The 19278-nt window shown below is 76.6% G+C and carries 13 protein-coding genes, 3 tRNA genes and 1 pseudogene; 8 read left to right on the forward strand and 9 right to left on the reverse strand.

What is annotated here, in order from left to right:
- Positions 1 to 33: 33 nt before the first annotated feature.
- The 4 genes and pseudogenes from ACF1AK_RS06725 to ACF1AK_RS06740 all read left to right on the forward strand — a co-directional run.
- Positions 34 to 735 (forward strand): annotated as a pseudogene (locus ACF1AK_RS06725) (NDP-sugar synthase); the annotation flags it as partial.
- Between the two features lie 176 nt (positions 736 to 911).
- The gene (locus ACF1AK_RS06730) at positions 912 to 1817 is read left to right on the forward strand and encodes an NAD-dependent epimerase/dehydratase family protein (RefSeq protein WP_391497668.1); all 906 of its coding nucleotides are present in this window, start codon (positions 912 to 914) and stop codon (positions 1815 to 1817) included.
- Entirely contained in the window at positions 1814 to 2518 is a 705-nt protein-coding gene (locus ACF1AK_RS06735; RefSeq protein ID WP_391497669.1) for a spherulation-specific family 4 protein, read from the forward strand. The genes ACF1AK_RS06730 and ACF1AK_RS06735 overlap by 4 nt, the downstream gene beginning before the upstream one ends.
- Positions 2519 to 2600: 82 nt before the next feature.
- Positions 2601 to 3701: an endo alpha-1,4 polygalactosaminidase gene (locus tag ACF1AK_RS06740; RefSeq protein WP_391497670.1), complete on the forward strand. Its 1101-nt coding sequence runs from the start codon at positions 2601 to 2603 to the stop codon at positions 3699 to 3701.
- A gap of 57 nt (positions 3702 to 3758) precedes the next feature.
- Here ACF1AK_RS06740 and ACF1AK_RS06745 read toward each other — a convergent pair whose 3' ends face one another.
- Complete coding sequence (locus tag ACF1AK_RS06745; protein ID WP_380297020.1) at positions 3759 to 3959, reverse strand: hypothetical protein; 201 nt, start codon at positions 3957 to 3959, stop codon at positions 3759 to 3761.
- Positions 3960 to 4086: 127 nt separating this feature from the next.
- Between ACF1AK_RS06745 and ACF1AK_RS06750 the strand changes: the two genes are divergently transcribed.
- Complete coding sequence (locus tag ACF1AK_RS06750; protein WP_391497671.1) at positions 4087 to 5049, forward strand: aldo/keto reductase; 963 nt, start codon at positions 4087 to 4089, stop codon at positions 5047 to 5049.
- 67 nt (positions 5050 to 5116) lie between these two features.
- Here the strand turns inward: ACF1AK_RS06750 and ACF1AK_RS06755 are convergent, their stop codons facing one another.
- The 6 genes from ACF1AK_RS06755 to ACF1AK_RS06780 all read right to left on the reverse strand — a co-directional run bounded on the left by ACF1AK_RS06755 (position 5117) and on the right by ACF1AK_RS06780 (position 11100).
- Positions 5117 to 6091 (reverse strand): C40 family peptidase, encoded by a 975-nt coding sequence (locus tag ACF1AK_RS06755; protein WP_391497672.1) that lies wholly within the window; start codon positions 6089 to 6091, stop codon positions 5117 to 5119.
- Positions 6088 to 7380: an SPFH domain-containing protein gene (locus ACF1AK_RS06760; protein WP_391497673.1), complete on the reverse strand. Its 1293-nt coding sequence runs from the start codon at positions 7378 to 7380 to the stop codon at positions 6088 to 6090. The genes ACF1AK_RS06755 and ACF1AK_RS06760 overlap by 4 nt, the downstream gene beginning before the upstream one ends.
- Positions 7381 to 7566: 186 nt before the next feature.
- Entirely contained in the window at positions 7567 to 10227 is a 2661-nt protein-coding gene (locus ACF1AK_RS06765) for an Ig-like domain-containing protein (RefSeq protein ID WP_391497674.1), read from the reverse strand.
- Positions 10228 to 10616: 389 nt separating this feature from the next.
- Positions 10617 to 10692 (reverse strand) — tRNA-Arg (locus ACF1AK_RS06770).
- Between the two features lie 31 nt (positions 10693 to 10723).
- Positions 10724 to 10799, reverse strand: a tRNA-Arg gene (locus ACF1AK_RS06775).
- Between the two features lie 207 nt (positions 10800 to 11006).
- Positions 11007 to 11100, reverse strand: a tRNA-Ser gene (locus ACF1AK_RS06780).
- Positions 11101 to 11279: 179 nt separating this feature from the next.
- Here ACF1AK_RS06780 and ACF1AK_RS06785 point away from each other — a divergent pair.
- Positions 11280 to 14972, forward strand: coding sequence for a PAS domain-containing protein (locus ACF1AK_RS06785; RefSeq protein WP_391497675.1), 3693 nt, complete (start codon positions 11280 to 11282; stop codon positions 14970 to 14972).
- Between the two features lie 63 nt (positions 14973 to 15035).
- On the opposite strand, the gene ACF1AK_RS06790 is transcribed toward ACF1AK_RS06785, so the two are convergent.
- A complete protein-coding gene (locus ACF1AK_RS06790; RefSeq protein WP_391497676.1) occupies positions 15036 to 16697 on the reverse strand; it encodes a long-chain fatty acid--CoA ligase in 1662 nt (553 codons plus the stop codon).
- A 228-nt stretch (positions 16698 to 16925) separates the two neighbouring features.
- On the opposite strand from ACF1AK_RS06790, the gene ACF1AK_RS06795 reads away from it, so the two are divergent.
- Positions 16926 to 17123 (forward strand): hypothetical protein, encoded by a 198-nt coding sequence (locus tag ACF1AK_RS06795; RefSeq protein WP_391497677.1) that lies wholly within the window; start codon positions 16926 to 16928, stop codon positions 17121 to 17123.
- A gap of 25 nt (positions 17124 to 17148) precedes the next feature.
- On the opposite strand, the gene ACF1AK_RS06800 is transcribed toward ACF1AK_RS06795, so the two are convergent.
- Positions 17149 to 18024 (reverse strand): DUF1906 domain-containing protein, encoded by an 876-nt coding sequence (locus ACF1AK_RS06800; protein WP_391497678.1) that lies wholly within the window; start codon positions 18022 to 18024, stop codon positions 17149 to 17151.
- A gap of 151 nt (positions 18025 to 18175) precedes the next feature.
- On the opposite strand from ACF1AK_RS06800, the gene ACF1AK_RS06805 reads away from it, so the two are divergent.
- A complete protein-coding gene (locus ACF1AK_RS06805; RefSeq protein WP_391497679.1) occupies positions 18176 to 19243 on the forward strand; it encodes a DMT family transporter in 1068 nt (355 codons plus the stop codon).
- Positions 19244 to 19278 lie beyond the last annotated feature (35 nt).

Genomic DNA, 19278 nt, shown 5'->3' on the forward strand with positions numbered 1-19278 from the left:
CCCGTGTCGAACGACTTCCGTGGGGGAACCACCATGCACGCAGTGATTCTGGCCGGCGGCAAGGGCGTACGCCTGCGCCCGTACACCACCGCGCTTCCCAAGCCTCTCGTCCCGATCGGCGACCAGCACGCGATCCTGGAGATCGTGATGCGCCAGCTCGCCGCCGCGGGCTTCCAGACCGTCACCCTGGCCATCGGCCACCTCGGCCACATCATCCGCGCCTACGTCGGCAACGGCTCCCAGTGGGGGCTGCGGGTCGGCTACGCGGTCGAGGACAGCCCGCTCGGCACCCTCGGCCCGCTGCTCACCTTGCAGGACCGGCTGCCGGAGAACTTCCTGGTGATGAACGGCGACGTCCTCACCGACCTGGACTTCGCCGGGGTGCTCCAGCACCACGAGGCATCCCGCGCCCCGCTCACCATCGCGACCTACGCCCGCCAGGTGAAGATCGACTTCGGCGTGCTGACCACCGAGGCCGGGTCCATCACCGGCTTCCAGGAGAAGCCGAGCATCGACTACCGCGTCTCGATGGGCGTCTACGGCGTCTCCCGCGCCGCGCTCGCCCGCTACACCCCGGGCCTGCCGCTGGGCTTCGACGAGCTGGTGCTCGACCTGCTGGCCGCCGGGACGCCGCCGGCCGCCTACGAGTTCGACGGCTACTGGCTGGACATCGGCCGCCCGGACGACTACGACCGGGCCAACGCCGAGTTCGGGCTCAACCGCTCGCTGCTGCTCCCTGACGAGCCGGCCGGCCCCGCGCCCGCCACCCCCGGCGAGGGCCTGTACGCCGTGCCGACCGGCCAGGGGCTGCCGATCCCCGCGGCCCGCACCGCCCCCGAGGCCGCCGACGGGCAGCCGACGGCTGCCGCGGCCGCCGTCCCGGCCGGTCCGGGGAACGACGGGCGGGCCGCGTGAGGATCCTCCTGCTCGGCGCCGACGGCTTCCTCGGCCGGCACGCCGCGACCGCCCTGCGGGCCCTGCCCGGTGCCACCGTGCTGACCGCCGGGCGGCGGCCCGACCACGACCTGCGGCTCGACCTGGCCACCGCCCAGGCGGGCCCGCTCGGCGAGGAGCTGGCCGCGCTCGCCCCGGACGCGGTGGTCAATCTCGCCGGCGCCGTCTCGGGCAGCGCCGTCACCCTCGCCGAGGTCAACGCCCGCGGCCCGGCCGTGCTCTGCGAGGCGCTCGGCCGCGGCGCCCCGACGGCCCGGCTGGTGCACATCGGCTCGGCCGGCGAGTACGGCGTCTGCGCCCCCGGCAGTTCGCTCGCCGAGGACGCCGACGCCCGCCCGGTCGGCGTCTACGGCGCCACCAAGCTGGCCGGCTCCCTCGCGGTGGCCGGCTCGCCGCTGGACGCCGTGGTGCTGCGGGTGTTCAACCCGGTCGGCCCCGGCGCCCCGGCCGGCTCGCTGCCCGGCCGGCTCGCCGCCGAGCTGCGCCGGGCCGCGCCCGGGGGCGCCGACGCGGTGGTGCGGGTCGGGGACCTCTCGGCCCACCGCGACTTCGTCGACGCCCGGGACGTCGCCCGCGCGGTGGCGCTCGCCGTCACCGCGCGGGGCCCGCTGCCCCGGGTGCTCAACCTCGCCTCCGGGCAGGCCAGGCCGGTGCGGGCGATCGCCGACGGCCTGGTCGCGGCGGCCGCCTTCACCGGCCGGATCGACGAGAGCGGCGCCGGCTCCGAGCGCTCCGCGGCCGTCTCCTGGCAGCAGGCCGACGTGTCGGCCGCCGCCCGGGCACTCGGCTGGCGCCCGCAGACCGGGTTCGAGGAGACGCTGCGCGACCTCTGGGCCTCCACCGCACCGCTGGTCACCGCATGACCGGGGGCCCGCACCCCGACGGCCGCCTGCTGGTGCCGCTCTACGTCCACCCCGCGGTGGACCCGGCGGCCTGGCAGGCGGTCGCCGCCGCCGACCCGGGGCTCATCGCCGCCGTGGTGCTCAACCTCGCCGACGGGCCGGGCGAGCCCGACCACGTCTTCGCCGAGGCCGCCGAGCAGCTCCGCACGGCCGGCCTTCCGCTGCTCGGCTACGCCGACACCGACTACGGACGGCGGCCGCACGCCGCCGTGGTCAACGACATCCTGACCTACCGTCAGCGCCACGGCATCTCCGGCGTCTACCTCGACCAGGTGTCGGCCGCACCCGGCGCCCTGCCGCACTACCGGCGCCTGGCCACCGCGGCCCGGGCCGCCGGCTGCGCCACCGTGGTGTTCGGCCACGGCGACCACCCGGACCCCGGGTACGCCGAGGTCGGCCTGGCCGATCTGCTGGTCACCTTCGAGGGCGACTGGGCGGCCTACCAGGCGCTGGCCCTGCCGCTGTGGACCGGACGGCACGCCGCCGCCCGGTTCTGCCACCTGGTCTACGACGTTCCCGCCGAACGGGCCGGAGAGGCGGCCGCGTTGATCGCCGCCCGGCGGGCCGGGGTCGGCTGCGCGGTGCCGGGCGCCGGGGAGAACCCCTGGAGCACCCTGCCGCACCGGCTGACCGGCAACCTTCCGTTGGCCGAACCCCTCTGATCCACCGTCCGAACGCCCGTCCGCGCACCCGTCCGCGCACCCGTCCGCGCCGCCGTCCGATCCGATCCGGAGTCCGTGCCCCATGACCCGCCGTACCCGGCCCGTGTGGGCCGCCCTCGCCCTGGCCACCGCCACCGCACTGCTGGCGACGGCGTGCAGCAGCTCCGGCTCGGAGGACGAGGACGACACCTCGGCCGACGCCACCCCGGCCCCGCCCCCGGCGGCCACCGCCGCCCCCGTCCCGGGTGCGCCGGCCACCCCCGGTACCCCTGACACCCCCGGCACCCCGGGTACGCCGGTCACCCCGGACGCCCCGGGCTCGCCCACGGCCCCGGGCTCGCCGACCGCGCCCGGCCGCCCGTCGACCGCGCCCGGCACCCCCTCGATCCCCGCCGCCCCGGTCACCCCGGTCACCCCGGGAACGCCCAACGCCCCCGGTACGCCCGGCACTCCGGGCACCCCCGGTACGGCCAGCACCGCCGGCGCCCGCTGGCAGCCCGCCCCCGGCCTCGCCTGGCAGTGGCAACTCGGCGGCGGCGTCGACCAGTCCGTCGACGTCCCCGTCTACGACATCGACGGCTTCGAGACCGACGCCTCCGTGGTCGCCGCCCTGCACGCCAAGGGCCGCAAGGTGATCTGCTACGTCAACGCCGGTTCCTGGGAGGACTTCCGCCCCGACTCCGCCGCCTTCGCCCAGGCCCTCCAGGGCTCGGGCAACGGCTGGAAGGGCGAGAAGTGGTTCGACATCCGCCGGATCGACCAGCTGAAACCGCTGATGGCGGCTCGCTTCGACATGTGCAAGCAGAAGGGCTTCGACGCCGTCGAACCCGACACCATCGAGGCCTACAACCAGAACAGCGGCTTCCCGCTGACCGCGGACGACCAGCTCCGCTACAACCGCATGCTCGCCGCACTCGCCCACGAACGCGGTCTGGCGATCGGCCTGAAGAACGACCTGGAGCAGGTCCCGGCACTGCTGGACGACTTCGACTTCGCCGTGAACGAGGAGTGCGCGCAGTACGACGAGTGCGGCCGCCTCTCCCCCTTCATCCAGGCGGGCAAGGCGGTGTTCCACGTCGAGTACAAGCTGGGCACCGAGAAGTTCTGCACCCGCACCAAAGCCCTGGGCTTCAGCTCGATGCAGAAGAAACTCGAACTGGACGCCTGGCGGAAGCCCTGCTGAGGAGGCAGGGCCCGGCCCCCGACGGCTGCCGGACCGCCAGGCCTTCCACCGACCGGACTACTTGACGGCCAGCCAGACGACGGCGCCCAGCACGGCGAGCGCGACGACGGCGATCAGCGCGATCACGCCCGTGCGGCTGCCACCGCCGCTGTTGCCGTAGGTGTTGACGGAGCCCGGCGCCTGCGGTGCCGGGGTCTCCTCGACGAAGGCCCGGAACATCTGGGTGCTGCCGGCGGGGTCGTACTCGTTGTCAGCCATGGCAGGGACTCTAACGAATCCGCGGACCGCCCCGACACCCGGTCTCCGCCCTACGGATGTGCGACGGGCATGTGAAGTCCGCCTCGTTCCCGGAATGCCGGCCCGGCCCATCGGGTTGACTCGGACCATGACCGAATCCCCCAGCGACGCCCCCCGTTACGTGCAGCTCGGCGACTCCGAGCTCTCGGTGTTCCCGCTCTCCCTCGGCGGCAACGTCTTCGGCTGGACCGCCGACGAGGCCGAGTCCTTCGCCGTCCTCGACGCCTACGCCGCCGCCGGCGGCAACTTCGTCGACACCGCCGACGTCTACTCCTGCTGGGTCCCGGGCAACACCGGCGGCGAGTCCGAGACCATCATCGGGAAGTGGCTGCGCAGCCGCGGCAACCGCGACTCCGTCGTCGTCGCCACCAAGGTCGGCCTGCACCCCGAGGCCCGCGGGCTGGGCGCGGCCACCATCAAGGCCTCCGCCGAGGGTTCGCTGCGCCGCCTCGGCGTCGACCACATCGACCTCTACTACACCCACCAGGACGACGACACTCCGGTGGAGGAGTTCGTCACCGCCCTGGACGCGCTGGTGCGCGAGGGCAAGGTGCGCGCCGTCGCCGCCTCCAACATCGGCGCCGACCGGCTCGCCGAGGCGCTCGCCTTCGCCGGCCGCGAGGGCCTGACGGCGTACACCGCCGTCCAGCCGCACTACAACCTGGTCTCCCGCGGCACCTTCGAGGGCCCGCTGGCCGACGTGGTCGCCGAACACGGCCTCGCCACCGTGCCGTACTACGCGCTGGCCTCCGGCTTCCTCACCGGCAAGTACCGCCTGGGCGCCGAGGTGGCCAGCGCCCGCGCCGAGGGGGCCGGCCGCTACCTGGACGACCCGCGCGGCCCCAAGGTGCTGGAGGCGCTCGACACCGTGGCCGCCGAGCACGGCGTCGAGCCCGCCACCGTCGCCCTGGCCTGGCTCGCCGCCCGGCCGACGGTCGTCGCCCCGATCGCCAGCGCCCGCACCGTCGCCCAGCTCCCGCCGCTGCTGGCCGCCGCCGCACTGGAGCTCACCCCGGCGCAGACCGCCCTGCTGGACGCAGCCTCCGCCTGACCGCCGGCCGCACGGAAGGGGCGTGCCGTCCGCAGCCCGGACGGCACGCCCCTCGCGCGTCCATCGGCTAGGGCCGGCCGAAGTGCGTCGGGTAGAAGCCGCTGCTGATCGTGGAGACCCGGACCGTCTTGCCCGGCCGCGGGGCCTCGACGAAGGTGTTGCCGCCCAGGTAGATCCCCACGTGGTGGATGCCCGAGGCCCGGCCGCTGTCCGACCAGAACAGCAGGTCGCCGCGGCGCAGCTGCCCCGCGGTGATCGAGGTGGTCGCCGCGTACTGGTCGTCGGCCACCCGCGGCAGGTCGATGCCCGCCCGCCGGTAGGCCTGCTGCACCAGCCCCGAGCAGTCGTAGCCGGAGGGGCCGTTGCCGCCCCACACGTACGGCTTGCCCTGCTGGGCGAGCGCGTACTCGATCGCCGACTCCAGCCGGCCGGCGGACGGTGCCGGGTCCGCGGCGGGCCGGGCGGAGCCGGCCGAGGACGAGGAGGACGCCCCGCCACCGGACTGGCCGGTGCGGCTCAGGTAGACGTCGTAGTGGCTGGTGTACCGCCACTCGCCGGCGCTGTTCTTGAACCAGTACTTCGAGCCGTCCCAGCCCTGCGCCATCCCGTCGGAGGCCGGGCCGTTGGAGACCGACTGCCCGGAGGAGGAGCCGGAGCCGCCGCCCACCGCCTTGGTGTAGACGCTGTAGTGGCTGGTGTAGCGCCACTCGCCCCGGGCGTTCTTGAACCAGTACTTGGAGCCGTCCCAGCCCTGCTTGCCCGGCGCGGCGTGCGCGGCCCCGGCGCCGGCGGTCAGTCCGACCACCCCGGCGCCGGCCAGCACGGTGGTGGCCAGGCAGGTACTTCGCACCGCCCGGTGTATTCGGCCCCCACCGGACGGCTCCGCCGCGACGCGGGCGGTGCGCGGCCGGGCCGCACAGTTCGGGCAGGCACACCCGGTGATCGCCGGGATGCTGCCGAGGCTCTCCTCGAAACCGATCAGCGCCGCGTCGTCCGCGTCCGCGCCCGCCGCGGCGGCGTGCGTGCCGGTGGCTATCCTCATGCCGGTCGTCCTTCCTTCCGCCCGGCCCGGTTGGCCGGGGGCGGTACCGAGGCGGCCACTCCGGCCGGGGCGACGAAGGCGACCAGCAACTGCTCCATCAGCGCGCTGCGGGCGGCCTCGTCCAGCTCGTGCGCGGTCGCGCGCTCCAGCCGGCGCACGGCGAGCGCCGCCGCCTCCACCGCGTCGTCCACCAGCACCGTGCGCAGGCCCGCGTCCAGGTCGGCCAGCCGGCGGCGGCGCATCGACTCGGCCACCTCCGGCGCGTAGTCCAGGGCCAGCGGCTGCGCCGAGTAGACCTCCAGACCGGCCGGCGCGACCTCGGCGGCCAGCGCCCGGGTCAGCTCGTCGGCGAACCACTGGCCGTCGCGCAGCGCGGGCCCGGGCGCCGCGTTGCTGTCGCACGGCAGTGTGGAGGCGGTCCGGGTGAGCACCGCCTGGACCTGCTCGCGCAGGTAGCTCTCGTGGTCCTCGATCGCCAGCATGGCGCGGGCGGTGTCCTTGACCCGCCAGACGATCAGCAGCCGGACGACGATCGGCGTCCCGGTGCGGTCGACCACCTTGACCGGCTCGCTGCGCCAGTGCCGCAGCCGGACGTCCGCCCGGCGGCGGCGCAGCAGCGGATTGACCCAGACCAGGCCGGTGCGGCGCACGGTGCCCCGGTAGCGGCCCCAGCGGGTGAGCACCCGGGTCTCGCCGCCGGCGTTGGCCAGCAGGCCAGCGAGCGAGACGACGACGAGCAGCCCGGCGACGGCCACCGCGGCCACCGAACGGGCGGTCACCTCGGCCTGGCCGCTGGCCCGGGCGGCGTCGGTGCGCAGGTCGGGCAGCGCGTCCCAGTACGGGACGACGCCGTCGCGCACCAGCACCAGCAGGACGGCGGCGGTGCCGAGCAGCAGCCCGAGCAGGGCGACCCAGCCGGGCAGGGAGGCGGCGGGCCGCTCGCGCAGCGCCTGGTCGGCGCGCGGGGGCCGGCGCGAGGTGGCGGCGGCGGCCGCCCCGACCGGGGCGCTCTCGGGTTCCTCCGTCACCGGGAGCATCGCGGTCACCGGCGCCGGCGGGTCGGTCGTCTCCAGCGGATCACGCAGGTCGGCGGGCGTGCCGACGGCGGGTCCCGGGACCACCGCGATGGGGGTCGTGGCCGGGCCGCTGCCGGCCGGCCGGGCGGGCCCGGGCGTCCTCGCCGCTCCGGCCAGCGGGCTGGAGCCCGTGGCGGAACGTTCCGGCAGTGCCGGGGGAAACGCCTTGGGCAGGTGGTCGGGTCGCTGCGAAGAATCGCGGGTGACGTCCATGCACGGATCCTCAGGTTCAGTGTGTCGCGCAACGGGCGGCCCGGATCTGACGGGCAGTGCCAGAGCCCAGGCTAAGTTCATACGTCATCAAATGCGACATTTGAACCAGTGCGTGTCGACATTTACTGACGAATCATCCGAAGCCCTGCCTGACGCGCAGGCACATGAGCGGACAGGTGGGGCGGTTCAGCGCCGCCGGGGGCCGGATCCCCGGGTGACCACCCGACGGGTGACCAGTCCGGCGCCGGTGAGCAGGAGCAGGACCCCGGCGAGCACGCCGCGCCAGCCGTCCGACCGGTGCCGGCCGGCGGCCGCCGGCGAGGACGGCTCCTCCGCGTCGGCCGGGCCGGCGGACCGGACGGCCGCGGCGGCGCCTGGGGCGGCTGCGGGGACTGCGGCGGCCGCGGTGCGGGCCGCCTGGCGCGGGCCGCCCGGCGGCGGCGCGGCCGGCGCCCGGTCGGCCTGGGCGCGGTCGGGGGCGGCGGCCGGGCCGGCCGAGGGCGGGGTGACGGGGGCCGGGGTGACGGAGGAAGCGGCGGCCGGGGCCGGGGTGGGGCGCGGGCCCGGACTCGGGGGCGTCGAGGCCGAGGGAGACGCGCTCCGGGCCGCGGTCGGGGGCGGAGCCGGGGTCAGGGGCGGAGCCGGGGTCAGGGGCGGAGCCGGGGTCAGGGGCGGGGTCGGGGTCAGGGGCGGGGTCGGGGTCGGGGGCGGGGTCGGGGTCGGGGTCGGGCGCGCCGTCGGCGGCCCGGTCACCGCCGGGGCGGCCTTGGGCACGGCGACCGGCAGCAGCCCGGCCGGGGCGGGGACCGGCAGCACGGCGGGCCCGGGCACGGGAACGGACGGGGACGGCGCCACCGGGACGGACGGGACGGGAACGGACGGGACGGGTGCAGTCGGGACGGGTGCAGTCGGCGCGGCAGCGGACGGGGCCGGGTGAACCGGGGCGGGGGACGAGGGCTTCGGCGCCACTGGGGAGACGGCCGCCGGGGCCGCCGCCGAGGCCGCCGAGGCCGCCGTGGCGGCCACCGTCGGCACCCGCGTGGCCGTGGGCGTGGGCGTGGCCGTGGGCGTCGCCGCCCCGGGGGGCGTGACCGACGGCGACGGCGTCGCGGCGGGGGGCCCGGAGGGCACGGGGACCGGCGTCGGCACCGGAGCCGGAGCCGGAGCCACCGCGCCCAGCGGCACCTCGACCCGGACCGCCACCGGCTCCGCCGCCGTCCCGTTCCCCGCCCGGTCGGTCACCGTGACGACCAGCCACTGCTCCCCGCCCGCCAGATCCCGGTTGGCGGTGCACGTCCAGCTGCCGTCGACGGCCGCCGTGGTGCCGCAGGCGACGATCCGCTCGCTCTCCCGGCCACCGCGCGGCCCCGCCGTGACGAGCACCCGCGCACCGGGCTCGGCCCTGCCCGCCAGCCGGGGCCGGGCGGCCCGGACGGTCTCCCCGGCGGCCGGCGCGGTCAGCACCGGGCGGTCCGGCGGCGCGGTGTCGACCACCAGCTCGGCCGGCTGTCCGGCGGTCCGGTTCCCCGCGAGGTCGGCGGCGGCCGGGGTGATCTGGTGCCGCCCCTCCCCCAGGTTCTCCACCGGCAGGCAGGACCAGCTGCCGTCGGCCCGGACGGACGTGCTGCACAGATCGGTCCGCTGCCCGTCGGACGGCAGGTCGGTGACGACGACGATGCCGCCCGGCTCGCCGGTACCGGTCAGCCGGACGCCGGGGTCGTTGGTGAAGGCGGGCAAGGTCAGCACGGGTGTGCCCGGCGCCGCGGTCCGCACGGTGATCCGCACCGGTTCACCTGCGCGCGCCGCCCCGCCGTCGGCCGTCGGCACGGGGGTGAGGGTGTGCGGGCCCTCGGCCAGCGCCGCGTCCGGGCGGCAGGACCACGCGCCGCCCCGGTCGGCCCGGGAGCGGCAGAGCACGGTGTCGCCCTCGCGGACCTCGACGGCGGCGCCGGCCGTCGCCCGGCCGCCGGAGATCACGGGGCGGGTCTCGGCGAGGGTGGCGCCGTCGGCGGGCCGGGAGATCTCCGGGCGGGCACCCCCGACGGTCAGCCGGATCCGCCGGTCCAGGACCTGCCCGGAGTCGGCGTGGCCCTCGGCCGGCACCACCTGGGCGGGGTCACGCCCGATCCGCAGCCGGGCCCAGGTCTCGCCGGAGGAGGCCGCGCCGGGGACGGTCCACTCCAGAGTGGTGCTGCGCGCGCCGGCGGCGACCTCGGCCTGCACCCGCTCGGCCGGGTCGAAGCGGCCGTTGCGGTCGAAGTCGATCCAGCCGGCCACGGTGGCGGGCGCGCCGCCGACCGCGACCGGCACGGTGAGCCGGTAGTCGTGGCCGGCCACCGCCTCCTCGGGATAGCCGAGGACCGGGCCGCCGTCCGGGGCACCGGCGGCGGCATCACCGCCCAGACGGAGGTCGGAGAGCCGGTGGGTGGCGGTGCCGTAGCCCTTCGGTGCGCTGCCGGCGCCTTCGGCCGGGGCGGCGGCCGGGTCATTCCCGGCGGCGGGCGCGGAAACGGCGACGGCGGCGATTCCGGCGGTCTCCAGCCGGGGATTGCGCGGCGCCCCGGGGAATTCCGCCCGGAGCGTTCCGGCGGCCCGCCCGGAACCGTCCGGCCGCGGGCTTTCCCCGGCACTCCGGAAAGCCGCCGCAATGCCCCCGGACCGCAGGGCGTCCGAGGGCAGAACGGCGGAACGATCGCTTCCGGAACGGCCGGCCGACTCCCCGGAACCGCCGATGACGGCCGCCCCGGGACCCTGCCGGGCGGCCGCGGGCGGCGGGTTCCAGCCGATCAGCAGCCCGGCCGCCAGGACGGCGGCGGTCCGGGCCGCAGCCGGGAACTGTCGGCTCATCCGGCTCTCCTTCGCATCGGCTGCCGGGCGGCCTGGACGGCCGGGCAGGCAGAACACAAGATCAGACAAAACGGAATCACGATCCTGGGCCGGTCATACCGCGACACTTGCACTCCTGGCCGCATGACACCCGATTGGCGGCCCTCCGACCGGCAGGACGGGATGTACCCGAAAGGACTGCATTTCATCCATTAGGCGGGGTATCGCGGGGTATCGCGAGGAATCCCGGCGCCCCGGCCGCGCCCCGGCCACGCACCGGCGTCCGGTATCCGGTATCCGGCCGTTCACCGGTGGGCTCTCCCCGCTCCGGACCCGCTCCCCCATGGCCGGGCCCGGCCGGTGGTCCCGGAAACGCAGGAACCCCCGGCCGATGGCCGGGGGTTCCTCGATGGTGCGCTCAGCAGGATTCGAACCTGCAACCTCTTGATCCGTAGTCAAGTGCTCTATCCGTTGAGCTATGAGCGCAAGTGCCGGGCGGACCCGGTCTTGCGGGGTTTGGTGCGCTCAGCAGGATTCGAACCTGCAACCTCTTGATCCGTAGTCAAGTGCTCTATCCGTTGAGCTATGAGCGCTCGCCCTGGTGAACGTTTCCACCGGGGCGGTGCGGGGACAACATTACATGACCTGCGGCGCGGGGCGAAATCGATTGATCCGGGCACCCCGGACGCCCCGCGGCCGGCCACCGCCCGGGCCCTCCCCCGGCCTCCGCCGGGACCTCCCCGGACCTCCCCCGACATGCGAAGAGCCCCGCCGACGAGATCGTCGGCGGGGCTCCCGGCTGGCGGAGGCTGAGGGATTTGAACCCTCGATCAGGAATAACCCCGAAACCGCATTAGCAGTGCGGCGCCATAGACCGGACTAGGCGAAGCCTCCTCCACACGGAGCAAGCCCGCGTGCGCGGACTCGTTCCCTGTGCCTGTGATGATGCCACAACCCGGGGGCCCGGCACCAACCGCCGACCACGTTACTAGGCGGGTCGTCCCCGCCGCAAAGAAGAATGAGATACTGCCCTCTCCGGAGAGAGCTGCCCTGAGCCGAGGAGACCTGTCGACGTGAGCAGCAGGCCGATCCGAGGCGCTGCTCGCCTCGCCGCCATACTCGACGCCCTGCCCGACGCGCTGCTGCTGGTGAACAGCAACGGCACGGTCGTCGATGCCAACAACGCGGCCGTCCAGGCGCTGCAGGCACCCGGCACCTCGCTGGTCGGCATGGGCGTCCTCGACCTGCTCCCGGAGTTCGACCCCAGTCGGATCCCCGGCTCGATGCGGCCCGCCGCCCGTGAGGACGACGCGCTCGACCGCCCGGTGCGGATGACCGCCCGGCGCACCGACGGCACCACCTTCCCGGTCGAGGTCTCCGGCAACGACTTCGACGACGACGGGTCCGCCACCGGCTCCGGCTACGCGCCCCCCGCGCCCTACGACCCCTACCGCGAGGGCTCCCGCTCCTCCGACCTGCTCCTGCTGCTGGTCCGCGACCTGACCGGCCGGCTCGGCGTCGAGGCGGAGCTGCGACGCCAGCACAAGCAGACCGAGATGATCCTGCGGGCCGCCGCCGAGGGCGTCCTCGGCGTCGACCTCGAAGGCCGCTGCGTGCTGGTCAACCCGGCCGCCGCACACATCCTGGAGTACCGGGCCAGCGAACTGGGCGGCCGGGAGCTCCACCCGCTGATCCAGCACTCCCGGGCCGACGGCACCCCGCTGGCGCTGGAGGAGTCCGCGCTGCTGGACACCCTGACCTCCGGGCGCAAGCACCGGGTGCGCGGCACCGTGCTGTGGCGCAAGGACGGCCGTCCGGTCACCGTCGACCTCACCACCGCCCCGGTCCGGGACGGCGACCAGCTGGTCGGCGCCGTGATGACCTTCACCGACCGCAGCCGCGAGCTGGCGCTGGTCGCCCGCAACGAGCACCTCACCGCCGTCCTGGAGAGCGAGCTGGGCGGCGCGCTGACCGCGCTCCACCGGCGGATCGACGCGCTCGCCGCCGACCCGGCCGGGCAGCTCTGGCCGGAGGCCAACTGGACGCTGCGCCGGTTGGCCGACGAGTGCCGCCGGTACGGCAAGCTGATCGAGGGCGTGCTGGCCCACCAGCGGTGCGAGGCCGGCGAGAGCGCCGGGGCCGGCACCGACGGCAAGGGTGCGGACGGCAAGGGCACGGACGGCAGGAGCGGGCGGAAGGCCGCCGAGCGGGTGCCCGTCGCGCTGGACACGGTGGTCCGCCGGGCCGTCGAGCAGGCGGGCGAGCTGGTCGGCGCCGGCCGGGTGCGGTTCTCCGTGCACGCCGCCGCCGTCGAGGTGATCGCCGACGAGCAGCGGCTCGCCCAGGCGCTGGCCCACCTGGTCGCCGACGTCAGCGGCATCGGCCTCGCGCTGGACGACGCCGCCCCCGAACTGCCCTCCCCCGGGCTCGCCGCCCCCGGCACGCCCGCCCTGCCGCCGGCCGGCGGCGACGTGCCGGCCGTGGTGCTCGCCGCCGCCCAGCGCGGCGAGGTCGCCCGGGTGGAGATCCGCGGCCCCGGACGCGGCGGCAGCCCCGTCCACCTGCCGATAGCCCGGGCGGTGGTCGAGCGCCACGGCGGGGTGCTCCAGCCGCACGAGCTGCCGGGCCGGGCCGGCACCACCTACGTCGTCGAACTGCCGCTGGACCCGGCCGCCGCCAAGGCCGCCGCCGAGCGCGCCGCCGCCGAGGGCCGGTCGGACCGGCCGAAGGAGAGCGACAGCGCCGTCCTGCCGGACCTGCCGGGCATCCCGCAGCTGCCGAGCGCCGCCGGGGACGGGGAGCCGGCCCCCGCCGAGGGCTCCGCACCGGGCGGACCCGCCGGCGGTCCGGCGGAGGACTCCCCGGAGGGCGCGCCCGAGGCTTCCGCCGACGCCCGCGGCGCCGAGGCCCCGGCCGGCCCGTCGGCGGCCGGCGGTGCGCCGGGCGAGGCACCGGCCACCGAGCAGCGGCGCGGACGCCGTGGCCGGCCGGCCGTCGAGCTGCCGCCCGCCGCCCCCGAGCAGCCGGGCCGCGACACCGCGGCGCCCGCCCCCGCGGGCGGCACCGCCCCGGACGTCCCCGCCGACCAGTGGCCCAACGCCCCCGCCCGGATCGAACGGGCCGTCCCCGAGCAGTGGAACGGCACCGGCAACGACCCCGCGTACGGACGCCAGGGCCTGGGCGGCCCGAGCGGCCCGCAGAACGACCCCTGGGGCAAGGACGACGGCCGCTCCGGCACCGCCTACGCCGTGCCGGTCGACGGCGGGCGCCCGGACGAGCGCCCCGGCGAGAGCGGCGGCACCGGCGAGCCCCGGTCCGGCGGCGCGCGCGGTCCGATCGCCCTCGGCCCCGGCAGCGGCGACTCCGCCCCGGACGGACCGGCCGGCCAGGACGGCGGCGACCCCGAGCACCGGCCGTCGCGGCGCCGCCGCGCGCTGCCCGGTACCGAGGACTCCTCCGGCGGGTTCGCCCTGCCCGGCGTCCCCGAGACCCCCGTCTACCCGGGGCTGGAGCACGCCCTGCCGGCCGGTCCGGCGCCCGCTCCGCCCGAGCCCGCCGCGCCCACGCCGACCGGCCGGCGGCGCCGGCTGGCCGTCCCGCCCGGCCCGGGCGGCGAGGCCGGCGGCCCGTCCGCGCCCGAGGGCGGGGCGGCGGGCGGCTCGGCGCTGCCCGCGCTGCCCGCGGCCGCCCCGGCGCCGCCCGCTCCGGGCGGCTCCCCCGCCGCCCCCGCCACCCCCGGCGGCGAGCAGCGCGAGGGCGGCCCGCAGCCGGTCGGCAGCGGGCTGGGCGAGCTGGCCCCGCCGCGTCCGCTCGGTGCGACCGGCCCGGCCGGCGCGGTGGTGCCGGTGACGCCGCTGCCGCCCGCCGCCGACGCCCGTCCGGGGCCGCGCCCGATGGCCGAGCTGCCCGCCGCGTCCGGCGCCCCCGCACCGGCGGCTCCCGGTGCCCCGCAGGCCGGCACCCCGATCGCCCTGCCGGGCGGCCGCGCCGACACCGGCGAGCACGGCGCGGTGCCCGCCCCGGCCCCCGACGGCGGTCCGCGCCGGCTGCTGGTCTGGCCCGAGCCCGACCCGGCGACCCGTCAGGCGCTCCAGGAGCGCGGCTACCGCCCGGTGATCGTCCGCTCCCGCGAGGAGGTGGACGCGCAGGTCGCCGGCTTCCCCGCCGCGCTCTTCGTCGACCCGCTGACCGGCCCGATCACCCGCACCGCGCTGCAGTCGCTGCGCACGGCGGCGCTGAACAGCCGGGTCCCGGTGCTGGTCACCGCCGGCCTCGGGCAGGCCACCCGGGACGCCGCGTACGGCGCCGACCCGGCCGTCCTGCTGCGCGCCCTCGCCCCGCGCGACGGCGAGAACCACGCCCCGCGCGTCCTGCTGGTCGAGGGCGACCCGGACATCGCCGCCGCGATGATCGGCAGCCTGGAACGGCGCGGCATGCACGTCGAGCACGCGGTGGACGAGAACGACGCCGTCGCCCGGGCCAGCAGCGTGCAGCCCAACCTGGTGGTGATGGACCTGCTGCAGATCCGCCGCCGCCGGGTCGGCCTGCTGGACTGGCTGCGCGCCAACGACCGGCTGCACCGCACCCCGCTGGTCGTCTACACCTCGGTGGACCTCGACCCGCGCGAACTGCCGCGGCTGCGCACCGGCGAGACGGTGCTCTTCCTCGCCGAGCGCTCGACCAGCGACGACGTGCAGTCCCGGATCGTCGACCTGCTCGGGCGGATCGGCGCCATGGGCGAGGCGGGCGTCGCCGCCGCCGGCTGACCCCCGCACGCGCCGAGGGCCGGCCGCCCTCTCCCGGGGTGGCCGGCCCTCGCCGTCCCGCTCCTACTCCTTGCCGAGGCGGGTGACGTCCAGCTTCTGCGCGGCGTAGTCGGCGCGGATCACCTTCTTGTCGAACTTGCCGACCGAGGTCTTCGGCACCGACTCGACGATCGCCCAGCGCTCCGGCAGCTGCCAGGAGGCGATCCGCCCGGCCAGGAACGCCCGCAGCTCCGGCAGCCCGGCGGTGGCACCCGGCCGCAGCACGACGGTGGCCAGCGGCCGCTCGCCCCACTTCTCGTCCGGGACGGCCACCACGGCGGCCTCGGCGACCTCCGGGTGGGCCATCAGGTGGTTCTCCAGGTCCACCGAGGAGATCCACTCGCCGCCGGACTTGATGACGTCCTTGGCCCGGTCGGTGAGGGTCAGGTAGCCGTCCGGGGTGATCGTGCCGACGTCGCCGGTGCGCAGCCAGCCGTCCTCGGAGAACTTGTCCTCCGGGCGCAGCGGATCCTGGCCCGCGCCCCCGTAGTACGCCCCGGCGATCCACGGGCCGCGCACCTCCAGCTCGCCCGCCGACACCCCGTCGTGCGGCATCCGCTCGCCGCCGGGGCCGATCAGCCGGGCCTCGACGGAGGCCGGGAAGATGCCCTGGGTGAACCGGTACGGCCACTCCTCCTCGGGGCTCAGGCCGCCCGGGGGCTGGGCGAAGGAGCCGAGCGGCGAGGTCTCGGTCATGCCCCAGGCGTGGATGACCCGGATGCCGTGGCGCTCGTCGAAGTCCTTCATCAGCGACGGCGGACAGGCCGATCCGCCGATCACCACCATGCGCAGGCTTGAGGTGTCGTAGTCGCCGGCGTCCAGCTCGTCCAGCAGGCCGCTCCAGATGGTCGGCACGGCCGCGCTGACGGTGGGCCGCACGGTGGCGATCATCTCGGCCATCGGCCGGGGCTGGAGGAAGCGGTCCGGCATCAGCAGGTTGGCGCCGGACATGAAGGCGGCGTGCGGGATGCCCCAGGCGTTGACGTGGAACATCGGCACGACCGGCAGCGCGGTGTCGCGCGGGGTGAAGGCGAAGTTGTCGCCGGTGTTGACCTGGAGGCAGTGCAGGTACACCGAGCGGTGGCTGTAGAGCACGCCCTTCGGGTCCCCGGTGGTGCCGGAGGTGTAGCAGAGCACGGCGGCCTGGCGCTCGTCGATGTCGGACTGCCAGGGGTAGGCGGTGGGCCGGTCCGCGATCAGTTCCTCGTAGTCGTGCACGCCGCCCGCGAAGCCGGCCAGCACCGACCGGTCGCCGGGGCCGCTGACCACGATGTGCTTGAGGGTCGGCGCGAGTTCGGGGAGGACCGCCGCCAGCAGCGGGAGCACGGTGCCGTTGACGATGATCACGCGGTCGGCGGCGTGGTCGACGATGAAGGACAGCTGGTGGGCCGGGAGCCGCAGGTTGAGGGTGTGCAGCACCGCGCCCATCGCGGGCACCGCGAGGTAGGCCTCCAGGTGCTCGGCGTTGTTCCACATCAGGGTGGCGACCCGGTCGTCGGCCGTCACCCCGAGCTCGTCCCGCAGGGCCCAGGCGAGCTGGGCGGCACGGGCGCCGACCTCCGCGTACGTCCGGACCACCGGGCCGGTGCCGTCCCAGGTGGTGACGGTCGAACGGCCGTGGATCGTGGACCCGTGCTCAAGGATCCGGGCGACGGTGAGCGGTACGTCCTGCATCGTGCTGAACACGGGTCCTCCTCGACCTGGGCGGCACTGCGGCTCCTGCCCCGGCCTGGCCGGACGTCGGCTACTCGGCGGTAATACGGGCAGTAGGGCCCGATTCTGCCGCGCCGTGTCCCGGATGTCAGCATCCCGACCGCGTTGTGCCGATCACGGCCCGGCCACGGTCGGGCCACGTTCTCCCCGGCCGGACGGGGGCGCCCGGACGCCCGCGGCGGCGGCCGGGATACTGGGCGCATGGGCGACGGACGCGGTGAACGGCGGGTGGGGCAGGGTCTGACCGGGTTCCGGATGCCGTGCCCGTGTTGTTCCGGCGGGGTGCGCACCCAGGCACGGCTGGGCCTGCGGGCGGGGCGCACCGGCACCGGGTACGTCCCGGAGACCTGCCGCTACTGCCAGGGCCGGGGCTGGCTGGGGCTCGCGCTGCGCGAGTGACGGGCCGCCGCCCGGCCGGCGGCCGTCAGCGGGCCAGCGGGGCGTCGACCTGGTTGCGGTCGACGGTGAGCGTCGCGCCGCCGTAGGTCTCCTCGACGTTGCCGCGGTACTGGTGGACGCGCCGGTGCCGGCTCCAGAGGTCCGGGGTGAGCGGCCCGCCCCCGGTGGTGTCGGCGCGGTCGTCCCAGCGGGCGTACCAGAGGACGTCGGGCAGCGGCGAGCTCCCGGCCCGGGCCGCCGCGGCGAGGTCGGCGATGCCGGAGTCGAGGCTGGAGTAGAAGCCGGAGCGGTACCCGGCCGCGTGCAGCGCCTGGGTCCAGCCGACGGCGAAGTCGACGACGGCCTGCCCGCAGGCCGGGTCGCGCAGCGGGTAGGCCTCGATGTCCACGAAGACCGGGCTGCCCGGGCCGAACCCGACCGCCCGCAGGCCGGCGACCGCCTCGGCCGCCTCCTGGCGCCCCTGCCGGGCGGCGCGCGCCGGGTCGATCCGCTCCGGCTTGCGCTTCAGCTCGCTGCACGGCGCCTGGAGGCCGACGTGGACGGGCAGGAACCGCCAGCCCATCGCCCGGGCCTGCCGCACCCAGTCGGCGGTGAGCCTCGGCTGGGCGCAGCCGCGCTGGCGGCCGCTGGTGTAGATGCCGAGCGCCCCGTAGGGCGAGGCGTCGCGCCAGGCCCGCAGGGTCTCCAGCGGGGGCGCGGTGCAGGCGTCGAAGGCCGCGCCGGTGTAGTGGTCGCGCGGGCGGGCGGTGGGCGGCCCGAGCCGGTCGGGCAGGACGGCCGCCCGGATGCGGGGGGCGGCGGCTGCCGGACCGGCGGCGGCGGCGCTCGCGCGCGGGCCGCCGACGGCCAGCAGGAGGACGAGCGAGGCGGCGGTGAGGGCTGCGGAGCGGAGATGGCGCACTCCGCCTTGATACTGACGGGCTGTCGGGCGACGGCGGACGCCGCGCCGGGCGCGCCGGGGAAACTCACCCTTTCGGACGCACCCGTCCGGATCCGTCCCGATTCTTGTAACGAGCTTGCTGCCCAGTGGCTCCTTACGGCAAACTCGCCCCATGCCCACCTCCCATCCCAGCGAAACCTCCGCCCCGACGCCGGCCGCCGCCGTCGCCGAGGCGCTTGCCATGCCGCCCGCCCCCAAGGGCGAGCCCGCCGGCGAGCGGGGCAGCTGGCGACGAGGCGGGGCGCCCGGGCAGGGGCTGCCACCGGACGCGGGCCCCGGCCGGACCACCGGCCGACGGTTCACCGGCCTCCTGCGGCGCCCGGAACGGATTCCGGCGCCGCTTCTCTGTGTCACGGCGATGTTCCTGGTGCAGACCGGGATCGCGTTCTCCAAGCCGCTCTTCGGACCGCTCGGGGTGAGCGGCACCACCTTCCTGCGGCTGGGCTTCGCGGCGGTCATCCTGCTCGCCGTCACCCGGCCGGACCTGCGCGGGCGCCGGCCGCGCGACCTGGCCGCCGCCGCCCTGCTCGGCATGGCCTCGGCCGGGATGACCCTGCTGTTCGCCGGGGCGATCGACCGGCTGCCGATGGGCACCGCCGCCACCATCGAGTTCCTCGGCCCGCTCGCGGTGGCCCTGGTCTTCGCCCGCCGCGCCAGCCACCTGCTCTGGGCGCTGCTCGCGGCCGGCGGTGTGGCGCTGCTGACCCTGCTCGGCGAGGGCGGGGAGGGCGGCGGGCTCGACCCGGTCGGCCTGCTGTACGCCTTCGGGGCGGCCGCCTGCTACGCCGCGTACATCCTGTTCACCGACAAGGTCGGGGCGGCGTTCCAGGGCTTCCAGGGGCTGGCGGTGTCGATGACGGTCGGCGCGCTGACGGTGGCGCCGTTCGGGCTGGGCCAGGCCTGGGACGGGCTGACCGAGCCGGGCGCCTCGCCGCTGATGCTGCTGCTCGCGGTGGCCGGGGTGTCGCTGCTGCTGCCGGTGATCCCGTACGCGCTGGAGATGACGGCGCTGCGGCGGATGCCGCAGCGGGTGTTCAGCGTGCTGGTCAGCCTGGAGCCGGCGGTCAGCGCGCTGGTCGGCCTGGTGGTGCTGGGCCAGCTGCTGGGCGCCGCACAGCTGGCGGGCATCGGCTGCGTGGTGGCGGCGAGCGTCGGGGCCACGCTGACCGGGCGGCGCTGAGGCACCGCGGCGGGGTGAACCGGGGGCGCGCATCC

This window comes from Kitasatospora sp. NPDC015120 (assembly GCF_043080305.1).
Lineage (GTDB): Bacteria > Actinomycetota > Actinomycetes > Streptomycetales > Streptomycetaceae > Kitasatospora.

Coding starts and splice junctions, on each gene's coding strand:
- ACF1AK_RS06805 (WP_391497679.1), top strand. CDS start 18,176: ATGCCCACCTCCCATCCCAGCGAAACCTCCGCCCCGACGCCGGCCGCC.
- ACF1AK_RS06735 (WP_391497669.1), top strand. CDS start 1,814: ATGACCGGGGGCCCGCACCCCGACGGCCGCCTGCTGGTGCCGCTCTAC.
- ACF1AK_RS06795 (WP_391497677.1), top strand. CDS start 16,926: ATGGGCGACGGACGCGGTGAACGGCGGGTGGGGCAGGGTCTGACCGGG.
- ACF1AK_RS06745 (WP_380297020.1), bottom strand. CDS start 3,959: ATGGCTGACAACGAGTACGACCCCGCCGGCAGCACCCAGATGTTCCGG.
- ACF1AK_RS06765 (WP_391497674.1), bottom strand. CDS start 10,227: ATGAGCCGACAGTTCCCGGCTGCGGCCCGGACCGCCGCCGTCCTGGCG.
- ACF1AK_RS06750 (WP_391497671.1), top strand. CDS start 4,087: ATGACCGAATCCCCCAGCGACGCCCCCCGTTACGTGCAGCTCGGCGAC.
- ACF1AK_RS06760 (WP_391497673.1), bottom strand. CDS start 7,380: ATGGACGTCACCCGCGATTCTTCGCAGCGACCCGACCACCTGCCCAAG.
- ACF1AK_RS06755 (WP_391497672.1), bottom strand. CDS start 6,091: ATGAGGATAGCCACCGGCACGCACGCCGCCGCGGCGGGCGCGGACGCG.
- ACF1AK_RS06740 (WP_391497670.1), top strand. CDS start 2,601: ATGACCCGCCGTACCCGGCCCGTGTGGGCCGCCCTCGCCCTGGCCACC.